Source organism: Marisediminicola sp. LYQ134 (assembly GCF_046599635.1).
Taxonomy (GTDB): Bacteria; Actinomycetota; Actinomycetes; order Actinomycetales; family Microbacteriaceae; genus Marisediminicola.
In genome coordinates, this window is sequence record NZ_JBKIWP010000003.1 from 41,872 (window position 1) to 64,005 (window position 22,134).

Genomic DNA, 22,134 nt, shown 5'->3' on the forward strand with positions numbered 1-22,134 from the left:
CGACGCCCCTCACTACCTGAAGATTCCGGAGACAACACACAATGCCTAAGCCAACCAAGGGTCCCCGCCTCGGCGGAGGTCCTGCTCACGAGCGCCTGATGCTCGCGAACCTCGCCGCTGCGCTGTTCACCCACAAGAGCATCAAGACCACCGAGATGCGTGCCAAGCGCGTGCGTCCGCTCGCCGAGCGTCTCATCACGTTCGCGAAGCGCGGCGACCTGCATGCGCGCCGTCGCGTTCTCGGCGTCATCGGCGACAAGACCGTCGTGCACGAGCTGTTCACGCAGATCGCGCCACTCGTCGAGAACCGTGAGGGCGGATACACCCGCATCACGAAGCTCGGCTTCCGCAAGGGCGACAACGCGTCGATGGTGCAGCTCGAGCTCGTTCTCGAGCCCGTCAACGCCAAGCCGAAGGCGAAAGCCTCGACGAAGGCCGCTCCGGTCGCCGCGCCCGTCGACGACGCCAGCACGGACGAGACCGTCGCTGACGAGACCGTCGCTGATGAGACCGTCGCCGACGAGACCGTCGCGACCGATGGCGCCGACAGCACCGACGAGACCGTCACGACCGACAGCACCGACGATTCCGCGGCAGCTGACGCCAAGTAGTCTCGCGCTTCACCGGAACGGCCCTGCTCCACGAGCGGGGCCGTTCTTCGTTGTGCTGACCCGCCCGTCGCTATTCGGGGCGCGGTGCGAGGCCGTAGTCGTTGGGGCGCAGGAGCGGGGGCACTTCGGAGAGCCGCTGCAGCGCGGCGCGGAGCTCGTCGGCGTAGACCTCGCCCCCGGCGGCTCCGGGGTGCACCTGGTCGCTCGAGAGAAGCGAGGTCTGCGAGGCGATCGCTGTGCGCCAGTCCGACAGTTCGACGTCGCGGTATTCGCGAGCGAATGAGTCGAGGGTGGCATTGACCCCGTCGGTCCAGCCGCGCGGGGCGTAGACGGAGACGACGACGATCCGATGTGAGGGCCCCACCCGGTCGCGGAGTTCGTCGAGCGTGGCGTCGTCGATCGGTCCGTTCGTCCCGAGTCCGAGCACGACGATCGGGCGCAGCGTGTCGGCGTCGACCATCTCGTCGATGATCGCGGGCGCCGCCGACAGCTGGCGTGACACCGCGGCGTCGATCGCGATTCCGGGGAACGCCGCTTGCAGTTCGGGGGCCGACGCGAGCATGACGGAGTCCCCGATCGCCGTGATCTGGTCGCCGGTGATCGGGTCGCTCGAGAGGGGCGGTCCCGCATCCGCCGCAGCGTCTCGCGCTTGTTCTCCCGGGGGCGACACGTCCGAAGGTGCGGTCGCGATAGCGTCGAGTCCCTCTTGGATCTCGCTTTGCGCGTCGCTCGTCGAGGGGCTCACCGCGATGGCCGTCGCGGTGCCGATGAGGGATGCGAGCACGATGACCGCGATGCTCCCGGCCACGAGTCGTGGCCGCGTCGTCGGGGCGGCACGCCGCACGAGGCGCACGACACCGCGAAAACCGTGGCGCCGGATCGGTCGCTCGACGAAGCGGAACGAGAGCGCGGCCGCCGCGACCGAGACACCCGCCGCGATGCCGCCGAGACCCCACCCGCTCGCACCGGAACGGTCGACTGAGTCGAGCAGGCCGACGACGAGGAAGAAGACGGGCCAGTGCCAGAGGTAGATGCCGTACGAGCGCTCGCCGATCCATCGGAACAGACGATTATCGAGGGCGCGCGCGATGACGGAGCCCCGCACGAGGGCGCAGGCGATGATCCCGGCGACGGCGAGGGCCACTCCGACGAGGCCACCGCGGTAGACGAGGTCGTCGTCGGCGGGGAGGGCGACGAATGCCGAGAGCACCGAGGCGAGGAGTGCTCCGGCCGCCACGTCGGCGAACCGTGCCCGCACGCGCGAACCGGCGGCCGTCGATGCCCCCGCGCCGGGGTCGAGGGCGGGGGAGCGGCCGACGAGGGCGAAGGCGAGGGCGGCCCCGATCGCGAGCCCGAAGCTGTGGGTATCCGTGCCGAAGTAGACGCGAGTGGCGTCGCTGCCCGGGGTGTGGATCATCGCCATCGCGAGTGCCGACGCGGCGGCGATGGCGACGACGATGCCCACGCGCCACGAGCGCTTGCTCATGGAGGCGAGCGCGAGGACCGCGAGGGGCCACACGAGGTAGAACTGCTCCTCGACCGCGAGCGACCAGAGGTTGCGGAAGAGGTCGGCCGAGGTGTTGTCGAAATAGTCGTTGCCGTAGGCGAGTTCGAGCCAGTTGCTGCTGAACGTCGCGGCGCCGAGCACTTGCCTGCCGAGCCCGACGAGAGCGTCACCGCCGACGGCGAGGGCGGCCGAGCTCGTCACGAGGACCAGGACGGCGAGGGCGGGGAGGAGGCGACGCGCGCGACGCATCCAGAACTGGCGCAGAGCGATCCGCCCGGTCGCTGCGTGCTCGCGCACGAGCAGAACCGTGATGAGAAAACCGCTCACGACGAAGAACACGTCGACCCCGATGTATCCGCCCGCGAGAGCGCCCGGCGACACGTGGTAGACGACCACGGCCATCACCGCGATCGCGCGGAGGCCATCGAGCGCGGGGATGCGCGGCCGGGCGGCGGCCGACGCAGTCCCACCCGGCGCAGGGACGACGGTCGGATCGGGAGGGAGGGGAGTGCCCACGGACACGGCGGGTCTCCCTTCGATTCGGCGCGCCTAGAATCGTCGGAATGACGACTGAAGCGACCGCTCGCGAGCCGGGAACGGAGCTCACGCGACTGCGGCTCGACATCGCTTACGACGGCACAGAGTTTACCGGGTGGAGCCGCCAGCCCTCCCTGCGGACGGTGCAGGGGGAGCTCGAAGCCTCCCTCGCGACCGTGTTCTCGCGGCACGGTGACGCGCCGACACTTACGGTCGCCGGGCGCACGGATGCCGGCGTGCACGCGCTCGGGCAAGTGGCCCACCTCGATCTGACGAGCGAGCAGCTCGCGAGCCTCGAGAGACCCCATCGCGGGCCGTCCGGCCGCGCGAAGCTCGACCCCGTGACGGCGCTCGCCCGACGACTCAACGGCATCGCCGGACTCTCGAGCGACGTCTACGTCTCTCGCGTGAGCCGCGCCCCGGCGGGTTTCGACGCTCGCTTCAGCGCCGTCTGGAGGCGATACGAATACCGGGTCTCCGACGAGGGCGGGCCGAGGAACCCCCTTGAGCGCAATCGCACCCTCTGGATTCCGCGCGCGCTCGACGTGGAGAGCATGAACACCGTCGCGGGGCGGTTTCTGGGTCTCCACGATTGGGCGGCCTTCTGCAAGCCCAAAGACTTCGGCACGAGCATCCGCACTCTGCAGGATTTCTCGTGGCACCGCGCGGTCGACGGTGTCGTGGTCGCGCGCCTGCAGGCCGACGCGTTCTGCCACAGCATGGTGCGCGCACTCGTGGGGGCGTCGCTCGCGGTGGGGGCGGGGCAGATGACCCCCGAGCGCATGATCGAGATCAGGGAGCAGCTCGAACGCACGAGCGAGTTCAAGGTCGTGCCAGCGAAGGGGCTCACCCTCATGGAGGTCGGGTATCCGGCCGATCATGAGCTCGCTGCTCGGGCGGAGCAGACCCGGGCCATCCGGCCCCCTCTCGATGCCCCGGAGGCATCGCCCGTCGGTTGACCGTGCCGCGACCGTGGTCTAGTGTTGACCCTTGGTGCCTGCGCTTATCTCAGTGCGACACCCGAAGTTGAGCCCTCCACCGGCAAGGTTCCCGTCGGGAACGTTCCACGGAGTGGGATTCACGAACACCTCATTTCGACAGAAAGCAGTCCTACCGTGACGCGCACTTATTCCCCGAAGCCCGATGACATCCAGCGCGACTGGCTCATCATCGACGCGACCGACATCGTCTTGGGTCGTCTCGCGACCCACGCCGCCTCGCTCCTGCGCGGCAAGCACAAGGCGATCTTCTCCAACCACATGGACACCGGAGACTTCGTCATCATCATCAACGCCGAGAAGGTGGCCCTCACGGGGTCGAAGCTCGCGCAGAAGAAGGCCTACCGCCACTCGGGTTACCCGGGCGGACTGACGGCGACGACCTACGCGGAGATGCTCGAGAAGCACCCGACGCGTGCCGTCGAGAAGGCCGTCCGCGGAATGCTCCCGAAGAACTCGATCGGTCGCGCTCAGCTCACGAAGCTCAAGGTCTACGCCGGAGCCGAGCACCCTCACGCTGCGCAGCAGCCCACGACCTTCACCCTCACCCAGGTCGCGCAGTAGCGCCGCCAGAAGCAATCAAAGGATTCCCACTCATGGCGAAGATCTCAGACTCTCTCGACTCCAGCACCCTCGGTGAGGTTGCCCCCGACAGCTACTCGACCGAGACCCCGGCCGACGACGCTCCCCGCGCCCCGCGCGCGGTTCTCAACGTTCCCGGTGCCGCGGTCGGTCGTCGCAAGCAGGCCATCGCTCGCGTGCGCATCGTCCCCGGTTCCGGCGAGTTCGTCGTCAACGGCCGCACGCTCGCCGAGTACTTCCCGAACAAGCTCCACCAGCAGCTCATCAACGACCCCTTCAAGGTGCTCGACCTCATGGGCAGCTACGACGTGATCGCCCGCATCACCGGCGGTGGCCCCTCCGGCCAGGCCGGCGCCCTGCGTCTCGGCATCGCTCGGTCGCTCAACCTCATCGACGAAGAGAACAACCGCGCCACGCTCAAGAAGGCGGGCTTCCTCAGCCGCGACGCTCGCGTCAAGGAGCGCAAGAAGGCCGGACTCAAGAAGGCGCGTAAGGCACCCCAGTTCTCGAAGCGCTAATCGCGCTCCGCTGACTGGCATCACATGCCACGGCTTTTCGGTACCGACGGTGTTCGGGGACTCGCGAATCGCGACATCACTGTCGAGCTCGCGCTCGGTCTCGCTCAGGCAGCAGCGGTGGTGCTCGGCAAGGGACGCATCGCCGACGGTCGGCGCGCTTCGGGGCGCCGACCGGTCGCGGTGGTCGCGCGCGACCCGCGCGTCTCCGGTGAGTTCATCGCCGCCGCGGTGTCTGCGGGACTCGCGAGTTCCGGTGTCGACGTGCTCGACGCGGGGGTCATCCCGACCCCCGCTGCCGCGTTCCTGATCGGCGATGTGGGGGCCGATTTCGGCGTCATGATCTCGGCCTCGCACAACCCGGCCGCAGACAACGGAATCAAGTTCTTCGCGCAGGGCGGAGCGAAACTGCCCGACATCGTCGAGGATCGCATCGAGCAAGCGCTCGCCGACACGAAACTCGCCCCGACCGGCATCGAAGCCGGGAGGATCACACGTTTCGCGGATGCGGAAGACCGCTACGTCGTGCATTTGCTCGGAACGGTGAAAACCCGCCTCGACGGGCTCCACGTCGTTCTCGACTGTGCGCACGGTGCCGCCGCGGCGGTGTCGCCCGAGGTCTTCACGGATGCGGGCGCCCGCGTCACGGTCATCGGTGCGGACCCCGACGGCACGAACATCAACGACGGGTTCGGCTCGACCCACCTCGAGGCCGTCGCCGCGGCGGTCCGTGAGCACGGCGCCGACCTCGGCATCGCCCACGACGGTGACGCCGACCGGTGTCTCGCCGTCGACGCCGACGGCACCGTCGTCGACGGCGACCAGATCATGGCGATCATCGCCCTCGCGATGAAAGCGAACGGCACCCTGACCGACGACACACTCGTCGCGACGGTCATGAGCAACCTCGGCCTCAAGGTCGCGATGGCCGAGCATGACATCTCGGTCGTCGAGACGAAGGTCGGCGACCGCTACGTGCTCGAGGCTCTCAACGAGCGCGGGCTGAGTCTCGGCGGCGAGCAGTCGGGCCACGTCATCATGAGCGAGTTCGCGACGACGGGCGACGGCATCCTCACGGGACTGCAGCTCATGTGCGAGATGGCCCGCACCGGGCGGTCGCTCGCGGAGCTCGCATCCGTCATGACCGTGTACCCGCAGATCATGGTCAATGTCACGGGAGTCGACCGCGAACGCCTCGCGGCAAACGACGCGATCGCCTCGGCGGTCGCGCAGCACACGGCGGAGCTCGGCGAGTCGGGGCGCGTGCTCTTGCGCCCCTCGGGAACGGAACCGCTCGTGCGCGTGATGGTCGAGGCGACCGACCAGTCGACGGCCGATCGCATCGCGCACGAGCTCGCCGACCTCGTGCGTCGCGAGATCGCCGTCTGACCCGTCGCCGTTAGCCGCGTGTTCGGCCGGTGCCGACGTCTCGACGACGTAGCGCGTCAGATCTTGCGCACCAGCACGTGATCGACGGCGTGGTCGGCGTTCTTGCGCAAGACGAGCGTCGCGCGTGACCGCGTCGGGAGGATGTTCTCCGCGAGGTTGGGGCCGTTGATCCGGTTCCAGATGTCCCGCGCCGTCGCTCGCGCCTCCTCGGGGGAGAGCGTCGAGTAGCGGTGGAAGTACGACTTCGGGTTCGCGAACGCCCCCTCCTGCAGTCGCAGGAAGCGATCTTCGTACCACGACGCGATGTCGGCGCTGCGGGCGTCGACATAGACCGAGAAATCGAAGAGGTCGCTCACCGCGAGGCGGCCCGACACGGGAGGCTGCAGAACGTTGAGCCCCTCGACGATGAGGATGTCGGGCTGCCGCACGACGATCTCCGCGTCGGGGACGATGTCGTAGCTCAGGTGGGAGTAGAAGGGCGTGCGCACCTCCGTCGCGCCGCTCTTGATCTGGCTGACGAACCTGAGGAGCGCCCGCCGATCGTAGGACTCCGGAAAGCCTTTGCGGGTCATGAGCCCGCGCCTCTCGAGCTCGTGGTTGGGGTAGAGGAAGCCGTCGGTCGTCACGAGTTCGACTCGGGGCGTGTCGTCCCACCGGGCCAGGAGTTCGCGGAGGAGACGCGCGATCGTCGATTTGCCGACGGCGACCGAGCCGGCGACGCCGATGACGAACGGCGTGCTCTGCGTGCGGCGTCCGAGGAACTCGCTCGTCGACCTGTGCAGATTCTTGGCGCCGGCGGCATAGAGGTTGATGAGTCTGCTGAGGGGGAGGTAGACCTCGGAGACCTCGCGGATGTCGAGCACGTCGCCGAGCCCGCGGAGCCCCACGATCTCGGTGGGGCTCAGGGGGAGCGCTGTCGACGGCGACAGATCGGCCCACGTCGCCCGATCGATTTCGACGAAGGGTGTTCCGTGCCCGTTCGTGTGCGCGTGCGCGGCTTCACCCATAGGGATCGAGCGTAGTCCCGCGACAGCCTGCGCAGATACGGAGCCGGCACCGCGTAAAATGCATCCTCATGTGCGGAATCGTGGGTTATGTCGGGAGCAACAAGAGCATCGAGGTTCTCGTCGGGGGACTCCGGAGGCTCGAGTACCGCGGCTACGACTCCGCCGGGATCGCGGTCATCGACGACCAGGGCCAGATGCACACGCGCAAGCGCGCGGGCAAGCTCAAGATCCTCATCGACGACCTCGAGGAACTCGCCCTCGAGAACGGGGCGACCGGCATCGGGCACACCCGGTGGGCGACCCACGGTGGGCCCAACGACGAGAACGCCCACCCCCACCTCGGCGACGACGGCAAGCTCGCCCTCATCCACAACGGCATCATCGAGAATTTCGCGGAGCTCAAGGCCGAGCTGCTCGCAGCGCACCCGGAGACCGTGTTCACGAGCGAGACCGACTCCGAGGTCGCGGCTCTGCTCGTGGGGCTCGAATACCAGAAGACGGGCGACCTCGTCTCGGCCCTGAGCGGTGTGGTCCCGCGCCTGCACGGCGCGTTCACCCTGCTCGTCGTGCACCGCGACCAGCCCGGCATCGTCGTCGGGGCGCGGCGTAACTCCCCCCTCGTGATCGGGCTCGGCGAGGGTGAGAACTTCCTCGGGTCGGATGTCGCCGCGTTCGTCGACCACACGAGGCGCTACGTCGAGATCGGTCAAGACCAGATCGTCACGATCACCGCCGACGGTGTGACCGTCACCGACTTCGACGGCACTCCCCGCCCGACGGTCGAGAAGGAGATCGCGTGGGACGCGACGGCGGCAGACAAGGGCGGCTGGTCGAGTTTCATGGCCAAGGAGATCAGCGAGGAGCCTCTCGCGATCGCGAACACCCTCCTCGGTCGCGTCGTCGACGGCGCGGTGCGGCTCGAGGAGATCGACGGGCTCCCCCTCGACGAGGTCGACCGCATCGTCATCCTCGGGTGCGGCACGGCGGCATACTCCGGCATGCTCGCGAAGTACGCGATCGAGAAGTGGGCCCGCATCCCCGTCGACGTCGAGCTCTCGCACGAGTTCCGCTACCGCGACCCGATCCTCGACGCGCGCACCCTCGTGATCTCGGTGAGCCAGTCCGGCGAGACCATGGACACGCTCATGGCCGTCAAGTACGCGAGCGCGGCGGGCGCCCGCACCCTCTCGATCTGCAACACCCAGGGTGCGACCATTCCCCGCGAGTCCGACGCGGTGATCTACACGCACGCGGGCCCCGAGGTCGCCGTCGCGTCGACCAAGGCGTTCGTCGCCCAGGTGGCGGCGTTCTACCTCTTCGGACTGCACCTCGCGACCGTGCGCGGCTCGCTTCCGAAGGTCGAGATCGCCGAGCTGCTCGGCGAGCTTCAATCGTTGCCCGAGCAGCTCTCGGTCGTGCTCGAGCAGCACGATGCGATCGCCCAGCTCGCCGGGTGGATGACAGACACGCGCGCCGTCCTCTTCCTCGGCAGGCACGCGGGATTCCCCGTGGCCCTCGAGGGAGCGCTCAAGCTCAAGGAGCTCGCCTACATCCACGCCGAGGGGTTCGCCGCGGGGGAACTCAAGCACGGGCCCATCGCCCTCATCGAACCGGGCCAACCGGTCTTCGTGATCGTTCCGAGCCCGCGCGCGCACGACTCCCTGCACCCCAAGGTCATCTCGAACATCCAGGAGATCCGGGCGCGAGGTGCCCGCATCCTCGCGATCGCCGAGCAGGGGGATGCCGCGGTGCTGCCCTACGCGGATGTCGTCATCCCGATCCCCCTCGCCTCCACTCTCTTCGAGCCGCTCCTCGCGGTCGCGCCACTGCAGATCTTCGCGATGGAGCTCGCCTCGGCGAAGGGACTCGACGTCGACCAGCCGCGCAACCTCGCGAAGTCGGTCACGGTCGAGTAGTGCGGTGATCGTCGGGGTGGGGGTCGACATCGTCGATCTCGCGCGGTTCGAGCGGGCCGCGTCGCGCACTGCCGGCCTGCTCCCGCGGTTGTTCGCCGAGAGCGAACGGCGGGTCGGGGAGCGCGTTCTGCCTCTGCGTTCGCTCGCGGGGAGGTTTGCGGCGAAGGAGGCGCTCATCAAGGCGCTCGGTGACTCGACGGGAGTGCGCTGGCACGACATGCGTATCGTCCCCGACGGCCACGGCAACCCGGGATTCGAACTCTCGGGTGCCGCGGCCGCCGTGGCCGAATCACGAGGCGTCGAGAGCGTGCACGTGTCGATGAGCCACGACGCGGGCGTCGCGATCGCCTACGTCGTCGCCGAGGGGAGTCGCTCATGACACCGCGTTCCCTGCGCGAGGCACGCGTGAGCCTCGACCGCATCCGCCGCAATGTCGACGCGCTCCGGCGGGCGACGTCGACGACGCACACGATGGCCGTCGTCAAGGCCGACGGATACGGTCACGGTGCAGCGCCGGTCGCGCGAGCCGCCGTGGAGGGCGGAGCGGACTGGCTCGGCGTCGTCGACATCGACGAGGCGCTCCGGTTGCGGGCATCCGGAATCAGCGAGACGCCGATCCTCGCGTGGCTGCACGACCCGGCCGTCGACTTCGCCCCCGCCGTCGCCGCGGGGATCGATGTCGGAATCGGCTCGATCGCCGCTCTCGAGAGCGCCGCGCGCGCGCACGGAACCGCGCGAGTGCACCTCAAGGTCGACACGGGGCTCGGCCGCGGCGGAGTGCCCGTGAGCGAGGTCGAGCGCCTCATGGATGTCGCGGAGACTCTCGAGCGACGCGGCGAGATCGTCGTGCGCGGGCTCTTCAGCCACCTCGCGAACGCGGGGGCCGACGCCGACGCCGACCAGGTCGCGGTGTTCAACGACGCTATCGGGGCGGCCGCGGCGGCCGGGCTCGAGCCGGAGATCCGTCATCTCGCGTCGACGGCGGGAGCACTGCGGATTCCCGACGCGCGATTCGACATGGTGCGACTCGGTATCGGCATCTACGGCCTTTCGCCGTTCGAGCAGGTCGCCTCGGCCGACCTCGGGCTCTCGCCGGCGCTCGAGCTCAGTGCGTCGATCGTCTCCGTCAAGCGCGTTCCCGCCGGTCACGGGGTGTCGTACGGCTATCGCTACCGCACGACCGCGGAGACGACGCTCGCGCTCGTTCCGCTCGGATACGCCGACGGCGTTCCGCGTGCCGCGTCGGGTCGCGGTGTCGTCTCGATCGGGGGAACGGTCTTCCCCATCGCCGGAACCGTGGCGATGGACCAGTTCGTCGTCGACGTCGGCGACTCGCGCGTCGCGGTCGGCGATCGCGCGGTGCTCTTCGGCGATCCCGTGGAGGGCCTCCCGAGCGCCGACGACTGGGCTGCCGCGTGCGGCACCATCAATTACGAGATCGTCACGCGCCTCGGCGTGCGCATCGAGCGGTCGTACCTTCCGTGAGCGAGCCGGTGCCCATCGACATCGAGGTCTCGACGCCCGAGAGCATGGCCGCGCTCGGAGCCCACGTCGCGAGGCAGCTGCGAGCGGGCGACATCGTCGCGCTCGACGGCCCGCTCGGTGCGGGCAAGACCACCTTCACCCGCGGGCTCGGGGGCGAGCTCGGCGTGCGGGGCACGGTCTCGAGCCCCACCTTCGTGCTCGCGCGCACGCATCCTCGAACCGCGGGGGGCGCACCGCTCGTGCACGTCGACGCCTACCGTCTCGGGTCGGCCGCCGAGCTCGACGACCTCGACATCGACTTCGCCGAGTCCATCGTCGTCGTCGAGTGGGCGGCCGGGATGCTCGCGGGCCTCGACGACTCGGTGCTGCGCATCACGATCGAGCGCCCGACGGGGGCCGGGCGAGGCGAGCCTGTCGACAACGGCAACGACAACGACAGCGACAGCGACGGCGACACCGCCGACGACGAGCCGATCGAGGCGAGAGTCGTGCGCATCGAACCGCTCGGTGACCGCTGGGCCCGGCGACCCTTCGTCGCTCCGGTGTGACAGACGGGTTCGCTCGCGCCCCGGTCATCTAGGCTTGGCGGGTGATTCTCGCGATCGACACGTCGGGCGGCACGACCGTCGGTCTCGTCGACGACGGGGCGAACGCCGTCGCGGAGCGATCGTCATCCGACTCCCGACGGCACGCCGAGGTCGTCGGCAGTCTCATCGTCGAGTGCCTCGCCGATGCGCGTGCTCGGGCATCGGACGTCACCGCGGTCGCGGTCGGAATGGGGCCGGGACCGTTCACGGGCCTCAGGGTCGGCATCGCCGCGGCGGAGGCCTTCGGGCTCGGACGAGCCGTACCCGTTCTGCGGGTCGTGAGCCACGACGCCATCGCGAGTTCCGAGCTCGCGTCGGAGAACCGCCCCCTTCTCGTCGTCACCGACGCGCGTCGGCGCGAGGTCTACTGGTCCACATACTCGGGTCTCGCGAGCGACGGGGTCCCCGAGCGAGCGGATGCCGCAGGCCTCTGCCGCCCCGCCGACCTCGAGTCGGCGGTCCCCGACTTCTCGCGCTTCGCGAGGGTCGACGACGTGGCGGTGTCGGCAGTCGCCCTCGGTGTTCTCGCCGCGCGCATGAGGTCGGCGGAACGGCAGTTCGCGTCGGCTGCTCCGCTCTACCTCCGTTCGCCCGACGTCACGGTGTCGAGCGGCCCGAAGCGCGTGACGTCGTGACGTGGCAGTTGCGCCGCGCCGGGGAGGGTGACCTCGACGCGATCATGCTGCTCGAGGAGAGGATCTTCTCCACCGACGCGTGGTCGAGGGCCACGATGCGGGCGGAGGTCGCCAACGCGCAGGGCTACTACCTCGTCGCGTTCCGCCCGGAGTCGCCCGATCGTGTCGACGGGTATTCGGGTCTCTTCGCCCCGCGTCGGGCCCCTCAAGCCGACGTCAACACGATCGCCGTCGCCCCCGCGGCTCGACGTCGAGGTCTCGGCAGGGTCCTCATGCTTGCGATGCTCGCCGAGGCGAGGGAGCGCGGTGCTCACGAGGTCCTCCTCGAGGTGCGGGCTGACAACCCGTCGGCCCAAGCGCTCTACCGCGACCTCGGGTTCGTCGAGATCGCCGTGCGACCGCGGTACTACCAACCCGACGACGTCGACGCCGTCGTCATGCGGCTCGTGTTCATCGAGCCCGAGACCGTGCCGGCGACCGGCAGCACGATCGACGCGTCGCCCCCTACGACGACCGACCCGACGAACGGACCCGCGACATGAGTGCCGACGCCCCCGCGCCCCTCGTGCTCGGCATTGAGACGAGTTGCGACGAGACGGGGATCGGCATCGTGCGGGGCTCGACCCTTCTGGCGAACGTCATCGCCTCATCGATGGAGGAGCACGCTCGCTACGGGGGAGTGGTTCCTGAGATCGCCGCTCGAGCCCACCTCGAGGCGCTCGCCCCGACGATCTCCTCGGCGCTCGCCGAGGCGCGCGTCGACCTCGCAGACCTCGACGCCGTGGCCGTGACGAGCGGACCGGGGCTCGCGGGAGCGCTCATGGTGGGGGTCGGCGCCGCGAAGGCTCTCGCGATCGCCCTCGACAAACCGCTCTACGCCGTCAATCACCTCGTCGGTCACGTCGGGGCCGACCTCGTGAGCGAGTCGGCGGAGCCCCTCGAGACACCGACGGTCGCGCTCCTCGTGTCGGGAGGTCACACATCCCTCCTCCTCGTGCACGACCTGACCTCCGACGTCGAGTTGCTCGGCGAGACGATCGATGACGCCGCGGGCGAGGCCTTCGACAAGGTCGCGCGGTTGCTCGGCCTGCCCTACCCGGGCGGCCCGGAGATCGACCGGGCCGCGGTCGGGGGCGACCCGCGCGCCATCCGTTTTCCCCGCGGCCTCACCCGTCCCCGCGACCTCGACGCGCACCGCTACGACTTCTCCTTCTCGGGCCTCAAGACGGCCGTGGCCCGCTGGGTCGAGGCCGTGCGGGATCGCGGCGAGGAGGTTCCGATCGCGGATGTCGCGGCGAGCTTCCGCGAGGCGGTCGCCGACGTTCTCATCACGAAGGCCGTCGCGGCGTGTCGGGATCTCGGAGTCCCCCGCCTGCTGCTCGGCGGAGGGGTCGTCGCCAACGCGCGCGTGCGCGAACTCGCGACGGAGCGTTGCGCCGCGGAGGGGATCGAGTTGCGCATCCCGCCGCTCTCGCTGTGCACCGACAACGGGGCGATGATCGCGGCTCTCGCCGCCCGCCTGATCGCCGCGGGGGCCCCGCCGTCGACCCTGCATTTCTCTGCGGACTCGACCCTGCCCGTCACCTCCATCCAGGCGTGACGCTCGTTTGACACCCCTCCGGCGCGATGTCAGGCTGAGCCGAACCGTGTCACCTCAGCCATTCCGCTAGGAGCTCCTATGTCCGACCCCAAAGACGACTCTGTGCCACCCGTTCCGCCTGCGCCGTCCGACCAGCAGGCAGACGACCACTCCGTCGCCGCGCAGCCGTCGCCGCCGGAACCGACCGCTCCCGAGGGTCAGGGCGCATACACCGCGCCTGGCGAATACACGACACCGGGCCGATACGCCCCGCCGCAGCCCGAGGCGACCTCGAATGCGTACGGTGCTCCCGCCGACTACGCGCAGCCCGGCGGATATCAGCCGCCCAGCGGTTACCAGCAGAGCAACGGCTACCAGCAGAGCAACGGGTACCAGCAGCCCGGTGGCTACCAGCAGACGAGCGGATACGGTTCGGCGGGGTACACCCCGGCCCCGCCCGCTCCGCCGAAGACGCTGAGCCTCCTCGGAATGATCGCGGGGATCGTCAGCGTCCTCGGTCTGTGGGTCCTCTTCATTCCGATTGCGGGGGCCGTCCTGGGCCTGTTCTTCCCGGCCGCCGCGATCGTGCTCGGGTTCCTCGGAAAGTCGCGCGAGGGTGCGCCGGCGCGGGGGCTGTGGCTCACGGCGCTCATCACCGGTTTCGTCAGTATCGGGCTCGCCCTCATCGCTCTCGTCGGGTGGATCGCGTTCTTCGCCGTCATCGGCAGCGACCCCTACTCCGGCGGGTACTAGGCACCGACCGCGGGCTCCACTCGCTCGACGAGGAGAGCCGAGTGCCGGCCGGCGACGCGCGTCACGATGAGCGTCGCCGAGCCGGTGCCCTTGAGTGACAGTCGCGACCTCAGCTTCGCCGGGTCGACGTCGACGCCGCGCTTCTTGATCTCGAGGCGACCGATGCCGCGAGCGGCGAGTTCTCTCTTGAGGGTGCGCTCGTCGAAGGGCAGGGTCGCGATGACACGGAACGGCACCGCGAAGGGCGTCTCGACGACCTCGTCCGAAGTCAGGTAGGCGATCGAGTCGCTCACCATGCGCGCGTCGAGCGACCTCGCGAGGTCGCCGATCAAGCGGGCGCGGATGACCGCACCGTCGGGTTCGTAGACGACACCCCCGAGGGCGCCCGTCGCGACATCGTCGCTGTCTCCGTGGGAGGTCATTTCCGCGGTGCCGTGTGCGCCCATCACGAGAGCGGAACGCGTGATGCCGTCCCGTGCCGCCGCACCGAACCAGACGCCCGCCTCGACGACCTCCCGATCGACCGAGATCCACTGCGCCTCGGCGTCTGCGGGGATGAGGTCGCGGTCGACACCCGGCCCGAGCTTGACCCCGACGGGCCGATCGGCGGCGAGGCCGAACGCGAAGTCGAGGGGCGGGCTCCACTGGTCCGGGTCGTGCACGCGCGTCGTGTTGTCGTGGCCTCGCGTGCGTCTCGCCGGGTCGACGTAGACGGCGTCGACGTCGGCGAGGTCGACGGTCGCGGCATCTGCGGAGACGACGGTTGCGCCCTCCCACGGGGCGAGGTTGTAGGTCGCGATCGCCGCGGTCACGTCGTCTCTCTCGACCGCGAGCACGTCGAGGCCGAGGGCGGCGAACGCGAGGGAGTCCGCCCCGATGCCGCAGCCGAGGTCGGCGACCCTGCGCGCTCCCGCCGCCGTGAACCGCCCGGCGTGGTGGGCGGCCACGCTCAAGCGAGTGGCCTGTTCGAGGCCCGCGGTCGTGAAGAGCATGCGGTCGGCGAACTCGCCGAATTTGGCGCGAGCGCGGGCCCGCAGCTTCGACTGGCTCAGCACCGCGGCGACGAGTTCGGGGGAGTGCCCCGCGGCGCGCAGCTCGCGCACCGTGCGCACGATGTCCGCCGAGGGATCGAAGGGCGGGAGGGAGTCGAGCAACCGGAGCCCGTCGGCCGAAAGCACTTCGAGTAGGTCGCCGGTCTCCATGGCCCCATTGTCGCTCACGGGCGACCGTGTCGGCGCCGCGGGGAGAGGCGCGGCTGGCACTCCGATTGCGTGAGTGCTAATCGACCCCGTAAGCTACTTCTGGCACTCTCACCGAGAGTGTGCCAACCCCAAGTTTCGTTAGCACTGAGAAAGAAGAGGTCAACCGTGTCGGTCTCCATCAAGCCGCTCGAGGATCGCATTGTCATCAAGCAGGTCGACGCCGAGCAGACCACTGCCTCCGGTCTCGTCATTCCTGACACCGCGAAGGAGAAGCCCCAGGAGGGCGAGGTCGTCGCCGTGGGTCCAGGTCGCATCGATGACAACGGCAACCGCGTGCCCCTCGACATCGCCGTCGGCGACAAGGTCATCTACTCCAAGTACGGCGGAACCGAGGTGAAGTACGGCGGAGAAGACCTCCTCGTGCTGTCGGCTCGCGACGTGCTCGCGGTCGTCGTCCGCTAGTCACGACCCGCCAGTTCGAAGGCCCGCCCGGTCATCCGGGCGGGCCTTCGTCGTGTGCGGCGACGGCGAGAGTCGGCCCGATCCCGGGAGTAGCATCGGGACAGTGCCCGACGCCTCATCGCCCTCCCCGAGCGGCTCCCCGTCGCCCTCTCCCCGCCCCTCCGCACCGGGCGTGAGGTCCGGGTTCATCCAGGCCATCGGTGCCTACGGTCTCTGGGGTTTCCTCCCCGTCTACTTCCTCGTGCTCGCGCCGTCGGGTCCGTTCGAGATCGTCGCGTTCCGCATCCTGTTCTCGCTCGTGTTCTGCGCGCTCCTGCTCACCGTCACGCGCAGCTGGGGGGCCGTCGTCGCGATCGTGCGCTCGCCGCGACTCCTGCTCACCGTCGGGCTCGCGGGAGTGTTCATCTACGTCAACTGGCAGGTGTACATCTTCGCGGTGCTCACCGACCGGGTGCTCGAGGGCGCGCTCGGTTACTTCATCAACCCGATCGTCACGGTCTTGCTCGGTGTGCTCATCCTCCGCGAACGGTTGCGGCCCGCCCAGTGGGTCGCGGTGGCGATCAGCTTCGTCGCCGTGCTCGTGCTCGCGATCGGCTACGGCACGTTCCCGTGGATATCGCTCGCGCTCGCCTTCTCGTTCGGGCTCTACGGGCTCATCAAGAAGCGCGTGGGGCCGCGGGTCGATGCGGTGAGCGGACTCTCGCTCGAGACCGCGTGGCTCACCCCCGTCGCCGTCATCCAGCTGGCCGTCGTCGGCTCGTCGACGGGAATCCTGTTCGGCTCCGTGAGCGTCGGGCACACGCTCCTCGTGATCGGGTCGGGGGTCATCACGGCGGTTCCCCTCCTTTTGTTCGCAGGAGCCGCGCGTCGGTTGCCGCTCATCACCCTCGGTCTCGTGCAGTATCTGGCGCCCCTCCTGCAGTTCGCGTTCGGAGCCTTCGTGTTGCGCGAGGCGATGCCCCCCGAGCGCTGGGTCGGGTTCGGGCTCGTCTGGGTCGCCCTCATCGTGCTCACGGTGGACATGGTCGTTTCGGGCAGGTCGGCACGCCGCGTCGTACGCCCGCTGACCTGACACTAGGGTTCCCTCGTGCGCCGCGGAGACGCGGACACGGAAGGAGTTGATCGATGGCCCAGGGTCCCTTGTGCGCGCTCGCGACGAGTGCTGTCGCCGCCGCCCTGGCCGTGTCGCTCGTCGCGTGCGCGTCGAGCGGGACGACCGATTCGATGCCCGTCCCGAGCGCGAGCGCCACTCCGAGCCCGAGCGAGGTCGCTCCGAGTGGTGACGGCGAGCTGTCGATCGGCACCCTCTTCGAACTCACGGGCGATCTCGCCGACATCGGGGCCGCGCAGGTCGCGGGAGTGGATGCCGCGGTGCGCGCCCTCAACGAGGCCGGAGGTGTCGGCGGCACCCCCGCCGTCGTCACCCACCGCGACGCGTCGGGCGACGGCCTCGTGTCGGCCGCACGGGAACTCGCCGACCTCGGTGTGGACGTCATCATCGGGCCCGGAACCGCGGATGCCGTCGCGAGGGTCGCCGAGGCCCTGGCCGACGACGACGTCGCCGTGGTTTCGCCGACCGCGGGCCCGCTCGCCGTGGACGAGCCGCTCGCCCTCGTGCTCGCGGGGCTCGACGACGACGCTCACGACAGCACGGCTCACGACAGCACGGCCCCCGACAGCATGCGCGACCCTACGACGGCCGACGACGACTTCACGGCGCTCGTGCGGACGACCGACCCCGGAGTGGCCGACGTCGCCTACGCGGCGGAGGCGTTCGACGCGGCGACCCTCGTCGCCCTCGCGGCGATCGCGGTCGCCGACGACGGGGGGCCCTCCATCGCCGCTGCCGTGGCATCGGTCACGACGGGGAGCGTCTCGTGCAGCGTCGTCGGGGAGTGCATCGCGGCGCTCGACGACGGTGTCACAATCGCGTTCACCGGAATGAGCGGCGCCCGCTCGTTCCGCTAGATGCGGGGCCGCGGTCATCCGTGACCAGGAGCTTCGATACCCGCGGCATCATGCGGGTTCCGTCGTGCCGGGCACACCGCACGGAGTGCTTGCCCGGTTCTGCCCCGTCAATGTAACGATTCCGTCGCGTTACACGGCTGTAACAGCCTCGTATTGTGTGGGGGTCATTCCGTCTATACCGTGAACCAACCGCGCGGTTCTTCCGTGCCGGAAAACTCACCTACACCAGAGGAGCACAATGAGCGCATTCCTGAAGGGCTCAACACCTTCCCGCTCGCACGCCTTCTCGGCGGGAATCAAGGTTGTCGCGGCCACCGCGGGCATCCTGCTGCTGGCCTCGTGCGCCAGCGGTCCTGCCGAAGAAGACACCGACGAAGCCACCACCGACTTCCCCGCGTCGTCACGCGAGGCAGACGGGGTTCTCTCGATCGGCACGATCCTTCCGCAGACCGGTAGCCTCGCCTTCCTTGGCCCGCCCGAGTTCGCCGGCGTCGACCTCGCCGCCGAAGAGATCGCCGACTCGGACTTCGAGTTCGACGTCACCGTCGAGCACCGTGACTCGGGTGACCTCGAGACCGACATCGCGACGCAGTCCGCGACCGAGCTCGTCGACCTCCCGACCGACGTCGTCGTGGGTGCGGCATCCTCGGGAGTCTCCTTCACGTTCATCGACCGTCTCGTCGACGCGGGCATCGTGCAGTTCTCGCCCGCGAACACCTCCCCCGACTTCACCGAATACGAGGACGACGGCTGGTACTGGCGTACCGCGCCGAGCGACGTGCTCCAGGGTCGCGTGCTCGGAAACCTCATGGTCGGCGACGGTGCAGAGAACGTCGCGTTCATCTACATCAACGACCCCTACGGAACCGGTCTCGTCGAGAACGCGACGACCGCCGTCGAGGATGCGGGCGGAACCGTCTCGGCGTCCGTCGCGTTCAACCCGGGAGACACGCAGTTCACCGCGATCGTCGACGAGGCGCTCGCCGGAGACCCGGATGCCATCGCCGTCGTCGCCTTCGCGGAGACCTCGTCGATCATCCCCGAGCTCGTCAACACCCAGGGCTTCGACGGTGCGGGCGTGTACTTCACCGACGGAAACCTCTCGAACAGCTACGAGTTCGAAGAGGGCACGCTCGAGGGAGCGAAGGGAACCCTGCCGGGTAACTTCGCCTCGTCGGACTTCCGTGACCGCCTGCTCGAGGTCGACCCCGACCTCGAGGACTTCAGCTACTCGGCCGAGTCTTACGACGCCGTGATCCTGTCGGCCCTCGCGGCCGCTCAGGGTGGCAGCGACGACCCGACCACGATTCGCGACAACCTCGAGTCGGTCTCGAAGGACGGCGAGACGTGCGAGACGTTCGCCGACTGCCTCGCGCTCATCTCCGAGGGTGAAGACATCGACTACGACGGCCCCTCGGGACCGATCACGTTCGATGCGAACGGTGACCCGACCGAGGCGTACATCGGTATCTACCAGTACGGTGCCGACAACCAGTACGAGCCGCTCAACGCGGAGTTCGGCAGCCTCAACGAGTAATCGTTCGACTGCACGACACTGAAGGGCCCGGCCGCCACGGCCGGGCCCTTCTTCGCGCCTGCTCACGGCGCGCGTGTCTGGTCGACACGGCCGTCGAGGCGCACACGCAGCCGTCACGGCATGAGAAAGGCCCCAGGCGAGTGCCCGGGGCCTTCGTCGTCGTGAGTGCCGCTCAGACGCCGCGAGCCTTCGTGTCGGCGTCGACGTCGGCCGCGAGGGTGCCGAGGTAGAGCTCGGTGACCTTGGGGTCCTTCAGCAGCTCCCGGCCCGTGCCTGTGTAGGCGTCGCGGCCCTGGTCGAGAACGTAGGCGCGGTCGCAGATCTGCAGGCAGCGGCGGGCGTTCTGCTCGACCATGATGACCGAGACGCCGGCGCGGTTGATCTGGTGCACGCGGAGGAAGGTCTCATCTTGACGCACCGGCGACAGCCCTGCGGACGGCTCATCGAGGAGCAGTACGGAGGGGTCCATCATGAGCGCGCGGCCCATGGCGACCATCTGTCGCTCACCGCCCGAGAGCGAGCCCGCACGCTGCTTGCGGCGGGTCCCGAGCTCGGGGAAGATCGTCGTCACGAACTCGAAGCGCTCGTCGAAGACCTTCGGGCGCTGGAAGAGCCCCATCTCGAGGTTCTCCTCGATCGTGAGGGTCGGGAACACGTTGTTGTTCTGCGGGACCATGCCCACGCCCTTGCTCACGAGCTTGTCGGCCTTGAGCCCGGTGATGTCCTCGCCCTTGAGGTGGATCGTGCCCTCGCGGATCTTCACCTGCCCGAACACGGCCTTGAGGAAGGTCGACTTGCCCGCGCCGTTGGGGCCGATGATGCCGATGAGCTCACCGGGGTAGGCCGTGATGTTGCATCCGTTGAGGATGTTGACACCGGGGATGTATCCCGCGACGAGGTCGGTGCTGTAGAGCACGGGATCGACGGTCGCGGTGGTCGTCGGGGTCGACGTGGGTCCGACTGTCTCGCTCATCAGTGCGCCTCTCGCTCTGCTGCGTGGGCTTCGGCGGCCTGCTTGGCCTCGACCACGGGGTTGGTCGTGCCGGTCATGTCGCCGAGGTCGGTGTCGTGATGCGCACCGAGGTAGGCATCGATGACGGCGGGGTCGTTCATCACGCTGTCTGGCGGGCCCTCTGCCACGACCTTGCCCTCGGCCATGACGATGACCCAGTCGGAGATGTGCCTGACCATGTGCATGTCGTGCTCGACGAAGAGCACCGACATGCCCTCGGACTTGAGCTGCTTGATGTGGCCGAGGAGCGACTGGGTGAGCGCCGGGTTGACCCCGGCCATGGGCTCGTCGAGCATCACGAGCACGGGGTCGCTCATGAGGGCGCGAGCCATCTCGAGGAGCTTGCGCTGGCCGCCCGAGAGCGAGGCCGCGTAGTCGTCCTTCTTGGCGTCGAGCTTGAAGCGGGCGAGCAGCTCTTCGGCTTTCGCCGTGATGTCGGTCTCGCGCTTCTTCCAGAGCGGCTTGATGAGCGCCGTGAAGATGTTCTCGCCCGGTTGCTTGGTGGCTCCCAGGAGCATGTTCTGCAGCACGCTCAGACGGCCGAGCGACTTCGTGAGCTGGAAGGTGCGCACCATTCCCTTGCGGGCGACACGGAACGCGGGGACGCGCGCGAGGCTGTCTCCCTCGAAGCTCCAATCGCCCGTGTTGGGCTTGTCGAACCCCGTGAGCAGGTTGAAGAACGTCGTCTTGCCCGCACCGTTGGGCCCGATGAGAGCCGTGATGCTCCCGCGGGGGATCTCCACGTGGGCGACGTCGACGGCGGTCAGGCCACCGAAGGTGCGGGTGACGCCGTCGGCGACGACGATCGGGTCGACCTTCTTGCAGCCGGGGCCGACCTCGCCGACGACGAGGGGGTGGGTGAGCGCGGTGTCAGACATTGAACGACAGCTCCTTCTTGTTGCCGAAGATGCCCTGGGGTCTGAATATGACGAGGAGCATGAGCACGGCGCCGATGATGATGAAACGTATCTGCCCGGCCTGGGTGCTGCTGATGAAGGTGATGATGTCAGCCGAGATGAGGCCGCGGAGGATGCTGTCGCTCAGGGTGAGGAGTGCTGCGAAGAGCATGGCTCCCACGATCGGACCGAGGAGCGTCGCCGCCCCGCCGAGGAGCAGCATCGTCCAGATGAAGAACGTCAGCGTCGTCGCGTAGTTACCGGGCTGCACGGCTCGCGGCAGCACGAAGATGACGCCGGCGAGAGATCCGAAGACACCACCGAGGATGAGGGCCTGCATCTTGTAGGCGTAGACGTTCTTGCCGAGGCTGCGCACGGCATCCTCGTCTTCGCGGATGCCCTTGACGACGCGGCCCCACGGGCTCCGCATGAGCAGGAACACGAGGATCGTCGCGAGGATCACGAGGCCCCAACCGAACACGCGGATCCACAGCTGGTTGGCCGTGTAGGTCCACGGGCCGAAGCCGTAGCTGCCGTCGGCGAAGGGGTTGAGCGCGATGAAGCCGCTGTTGAACCCTGAGAGCCCGGCCGCACCACCCGTGACGTCGGTGAGTGCCGTGGTCGACACCGTGAACCGCACGATCTCGGCGCTCGCGATCGTGACGATCGCGAGGTAGTCGGCTCGCAGCCGCAGCGTCGGTATGCCGAGCAGGAAGGCGAAGAGCACGCTCGCGAGGATCGTCGAGAGGAACCCCGCCCACAGCGGGAAGTCGAAGAGGAGGGTCGGCACGACGAAGGCGTATGCGCCGATCGCCATGAAGCCCGCTTGACCGAAGTTGAGCAGTCCGGCATAGCCGAAGTGCACACTGAGCCCGATCGCCGCGAGAGCGTACGCCGCCGTGACCGGGCTGAGCAGCTCGCCCGCGGCACTGTTGAGAATCTGTCCCCAGTCCATG

General features: G+C 68.9%; 23 protein-coding genes. 17 read left to right on the forward strand and 6 right to left on the reverse strand.

The window, feature by feature from the left end:
* Nucleotides 1–41 precede the first annotated feature (41 nt).
* Nucleotides 42–611: a 50S ribosomal protein L17 gene (gene rplQ / locus ACLHIH_RS13370; RefSeq protein ID WP_411317340.1), complete on the forward strand. Its 570-nt coding sequence runs from the start codon at nucleotides 42–44 to the stop codon at nucleotides 609–611.
* A 70-nt stretch (nucleotides 612–681) separates the two neighbouring features.
* Here rplQ and ACLHIH_RS13375 read toward each other — a convergent pair whose 3' ends face one another.
* Nucleotides 682–2,640 carry an acyltransferase family protein gene (locus ACLHIH_RS13375; protein ID WP_411317341.1) on the reverse strand — a complete coding sequence of 653 codons (1,959 nt, stop codon included), beginning with the start codon at nucleotides 2,638–2,640 and terminating at the stop codon, nucleotides 682–684.
* A gap of 41 nt (nucleotides 2,641–2,681) precedes the next feature.
* On the opposite strand from ACLHIH_RS13375, the gene truA reads away from it, so the two are divergent.
* From truA to glmM, 4 genes are all read left to right on the forward strand, one after another.
* Nucleotides 2,682–3,614, forward strand: coding sequence for a tRNA pseudouridine(38-40) synthase TruA (gene truA / locus ACLHIH_RS13380; protein WP_411317342.1), 933 nt, complete (start codon nucleotides 2,682–2,684; stop codon nucleotides 3,612–3,614).
* Nucleotides 3,615–3,770: 156 nt separating this feature from the next.
* Nucleotides 3,771–4,217 carry a 50S ribosomal protein L13 gene (gene rplM / locus ACLHIH_RS13385; RefSeq protein ID WP_411317343.1) on the forward strand — a complete coding sequence of 149 codons (447 nt, stop codon included), beginning with the start codon at nucleotides 3,771–3,773 and terminating at the stop codon, nucleotides 4,215–4,217.
* A gap of 32 nt (nucleotides 4,218–4,249) precedes the next feature.
* Nucleotides 4,250–4,753, forward strand: a complete 504-nt coding sequence (gene rpsI / locus ACLHIH_RS13390; protein ID WP_411317344.1) for a 30S ribosomal protein S9 — start codon at nucleotides 4,250–4,252, stop codon at nucleotides 4,751–4,753.
* 24 nt (nucleotides 4,754–4,777) lie between these two features.
* A complete protein-coding gene (gene glmM, locus ACLHIH_RS13395) occupies nucleotides 4,778–6,139 on the forward strand; it encodes a phosphoglucosamine mutase (protein WP_411317345.1) in 1,362 nt (453 codons plus the stop codon).
* 56 nt (nucleotides 6,140–6,195) lie between these two features.
* Here glmM and coaA read toward each other — a convergent pair whose 3' ends face one another.
* Nucleotides 6,196–7,146 (reverse strand): type I pantothenate kinase, encoded by a 951-nt coding sequence (coaA, locus tag ACLHIH_RS13400; RefSeq protein ID WP_411317346.1) that lies wholly within the window; start codon nucleotides 7,144–7,146, stop codon nucleotides 6,196–6,198.
* Nucleotides 7,147–7,214: 68 nt separating this feature from the next.
* On the opposite strand from coaA, the gene glmS reads away from it, so the two are divergent.
* The 8 genes from glmS to ACLHIH_RS13440 all read left to right on the forward strand — a co-directional run bounded on the left by glmS (nucleotide 7,215) and on the right by ACLHIH_RS13440 (nucleotide 14,101).
* Nucleotides 7,215–9,062 carry a glutamine--fructose-6-phosphate transaminase (isomerizing) gene (gene glmS / locus ACLHIH_RS13405; protein WP_411317347.1) on the forward strand — a complete coding sequence of 616 codons (1,848 nt, stop codon included), beginning with the start codon at nucleotides 7,215–7,217 and terminating at the stop codon, nucleotides 9,060–9,062.
* A 4-nt stretch (nucleotides 9,063–9,066) separates the two neighbouring features.
* The gene (locus ACLHIH_RS13410) at nucleotides 9,067–9,441 is read left to right on the forward strand and encodes a holo-ACP synthase (RefSeq protein WP_411317348.1); all 375 of its coding nucleotides are present in this window, start codon (nucleotides 9,067–9,069) and stop codon (nucleotides 9,439–9,441) included.
* The gene (alr, locus tag ACLHIH_RS13415; protein WP_411317349.1) at nucleotides 9,438–10,547 is read left to right on the forward strand and encodes an alanine racemase; all 1,110 of its coding nucleotides are present in this window, start codon (nucleotides 9,438–9,440) and stop codon (nucleotides 10,545–10,547) included. Before ACLHIH_RS13410 ends, alr begins: the two co-directional genes overlap by 4 nt.
* A gap of 8 nt (nucleotides 10,548–10,555) precedes the next feature.
* Nucleotides 10,556–11,095, forward strand: a complete 540-nt coding sequence (gene tsaE / locus ACLHIH_RS13420; protein WP_411317350.1) for a tRNA (adenosine(37)-N6)-threonylcarbamoyltransferase complex ATPase subunit type 1 TsaE — start codon at nucleotides 10,556–10,558, stop codon at nucleotides 11,093–11,095.
* A gap of 41 nt (nucleotides 11,096–11,136) precedes the next feature.
* Nucleotides 11,137–11,769, forward strand: a complete 633-nt coding sequence (gene tsaB, locus ACLHIH_RS13425; RefSeq protein WP_411317351.1) for a tRNA (adenosine(37)-N6)-threonylcarbamoyltransferase complex dimerization subunit type 1 TsaB — start codon at nucleotides 11,137–11,139, stop codon at nucleotides 11,767–11,769.
* Nucleotides 11,766–12,311, forward strand: coding sequence for a ribosomal protein S18-alanine N-acetyltransferase (gene rimI, locus ACLHIH_RS13430; protein ID WP_411317352.1), 546 nt, complete (start codon nucleotides 11,766–11,768; stop codon nucleotides 12,309–12,311). The genes tsaB and rimI overlap by 4 nt, the downstream gene beginning before the upstream one ends.
* Nucleotides 12,308–13,369, forward strand: coding sequence for a tRNA (adenosine(37)-N6)-threonylcarbamoyltransferase complex transferase subunit TsaD (tsaD, locus tag ACLHIH_RS13435; RefSeq protein ID WP_411317353.1), 1,062 nt, complete (start codon nucleotides 12,308–12,310; stop codon nucleotides 13,367–13,369). Before rimI ends, tsaD begins: the two co-directional genes overlap by 4 nt.
* 78 nt (nucleotides 13,370–13,447) lie before the next feature.
* The gene (locus tag ACLHIH_RS13440) at nucleotides 13,448–14,101 is read left to right on the forward strand and encodes a hypothetical protein (protein WP_411317354.1); all 654 of its coding nucleotides are present in this window, start codon (nucleotides 13,448–13,450) and stop codon (nucleotides 14,099–14,101) included.
* Here ACLHIH_RS13440 and ACLHIH_RS13445 read toward each other — a convergent pair.
* The gene (locus tag ACLHIH_RS13445; protein ID WP_411317355.1) at nucleotides 14,098–15,303 is read right to left on the reverse strand and encodes a THUMP-like domain-containing protein; all 1,206 of its coding nucleotides are present in this window, start codon (nucleotides 15,301–15,303) and stop codon (nucleotides 14,098–14,100) included. The genes ACLHIH_RS13440 and ACLHIH_RS13445 overlap by 4 nt on opposite strands.
* A gap of 165 nt (nucleotides 15,304–15,468) precedes the next feature.
* Here ACLHIH_RS13445 and groES point away from each other — a divergent pair, with 165 nt between their 5' ends.
* From groES to ACLHIH_RS13465, 4 genes are all read left to right on the forward strand, one after another.
* The gene (gene groES / locus ACLHIH_RS13450; RefSeq protein WP_100388242.1) at nucleotides 15,469–15,765 is read left to right on the forward strand and encodes a co-chaperone GroES; all 297 of its coding nucleotides are present in this window, start codon (nucleotides 15,469–15,471) and stop codon (nucleotides 15,763–15,765) included.
* Nucleotides 15,766–15,868: 103 nt separating this feature from the next.
* Entirely contained in the window at nucleotides 15,869–16,837 is a 969-nt protein-coding gene (gene rarD / locus ACLHIH_RS13455) for an EamA family transporter RarD (protein ID WP_411317356.1), read from the forward strand.
* Nucleotides 16,838–16,890: 53 nt separating this feature from the next.
* Entirely contained in the window at nucleotides 16,891–17,733 is an 843-nt protein-coding gene (locus tag ACLHIH_RS13460; RefSeq protein ID WP_411317357.1) for an ABC transporter substrate-binding protein, read from the forward strand.
* Nucleotides 17,734–17,971: 238 nt separating this feature from the next.
* Nucleotides 17,972–19,270, forward strand: a complete 1,299-nt coding sequence (locus ACLHIH_RS13465; protein ID WP_411317358.1) for an ABC transporter substrate-binding protein — start codon at nucleotides 17,972–17,974, stop codon at nucleotides 19,268–19,270.
* Nucleotides 19,271–19,442: 172 nt separating this feature from the next.
* Here ACLHIH_RS13465 and ACLHIH_RS13470 read toward each other — a convergent pair whose 3' ends face one another.
* The 3 genes from ACLHIH_RS13470 to ACLHIH_RS13480 are packed head-to-tail and all read right to left on the reverse strand — an operon-like array spanning nucleotide 19,443 to nucleotide 22,133.
* Nucleotides 19,443–20,243 (reverse strand): ABC transporter ATP-binding protein, encoded by an 801-nt coding sequence (locus ACLHIH_RS13470; RefSeq protein WP_411317359.1) that lies wholly within the window; start codon nucleotides 20,241–20,243, stop codon nucleotides 19,443–19,445.
* Nucleotides 20,243–21,160 (reverse strand): ABC transporter ATP-binding protein, encoded by a 918-nt coding sequence (locus ACLHIH_RS13475; RefSeq protein WP_411317360.1) that lies wholly within the window; start codon nucleotides 21,158–21,160, stop codon nucleotides 20,243–20,245. Before ACLHIH_RS13475 ends, ACLHIH_RS13470 begins: the two co-directional genes overlap by 1 nt.
* Nucleotides 21,153–22,133, reverse strand: a complete 981-nt coding sequence (locus tag ACLHIH_RS13480; protein ID WP_411317361.1) for a branched-chain amino acid ABC transporter permease — start codon at nucleotides 22,131–22,133, stop codon at nucleotides 21,153–21,155. Before ACLHIH_RS13480 ends, ACLHIH_RS13475 begins: the two co-directional genes overlap by 8 nt.
* Between the last annotated feature and the right edge of the window lies 1 nt (nucleotide 22,134).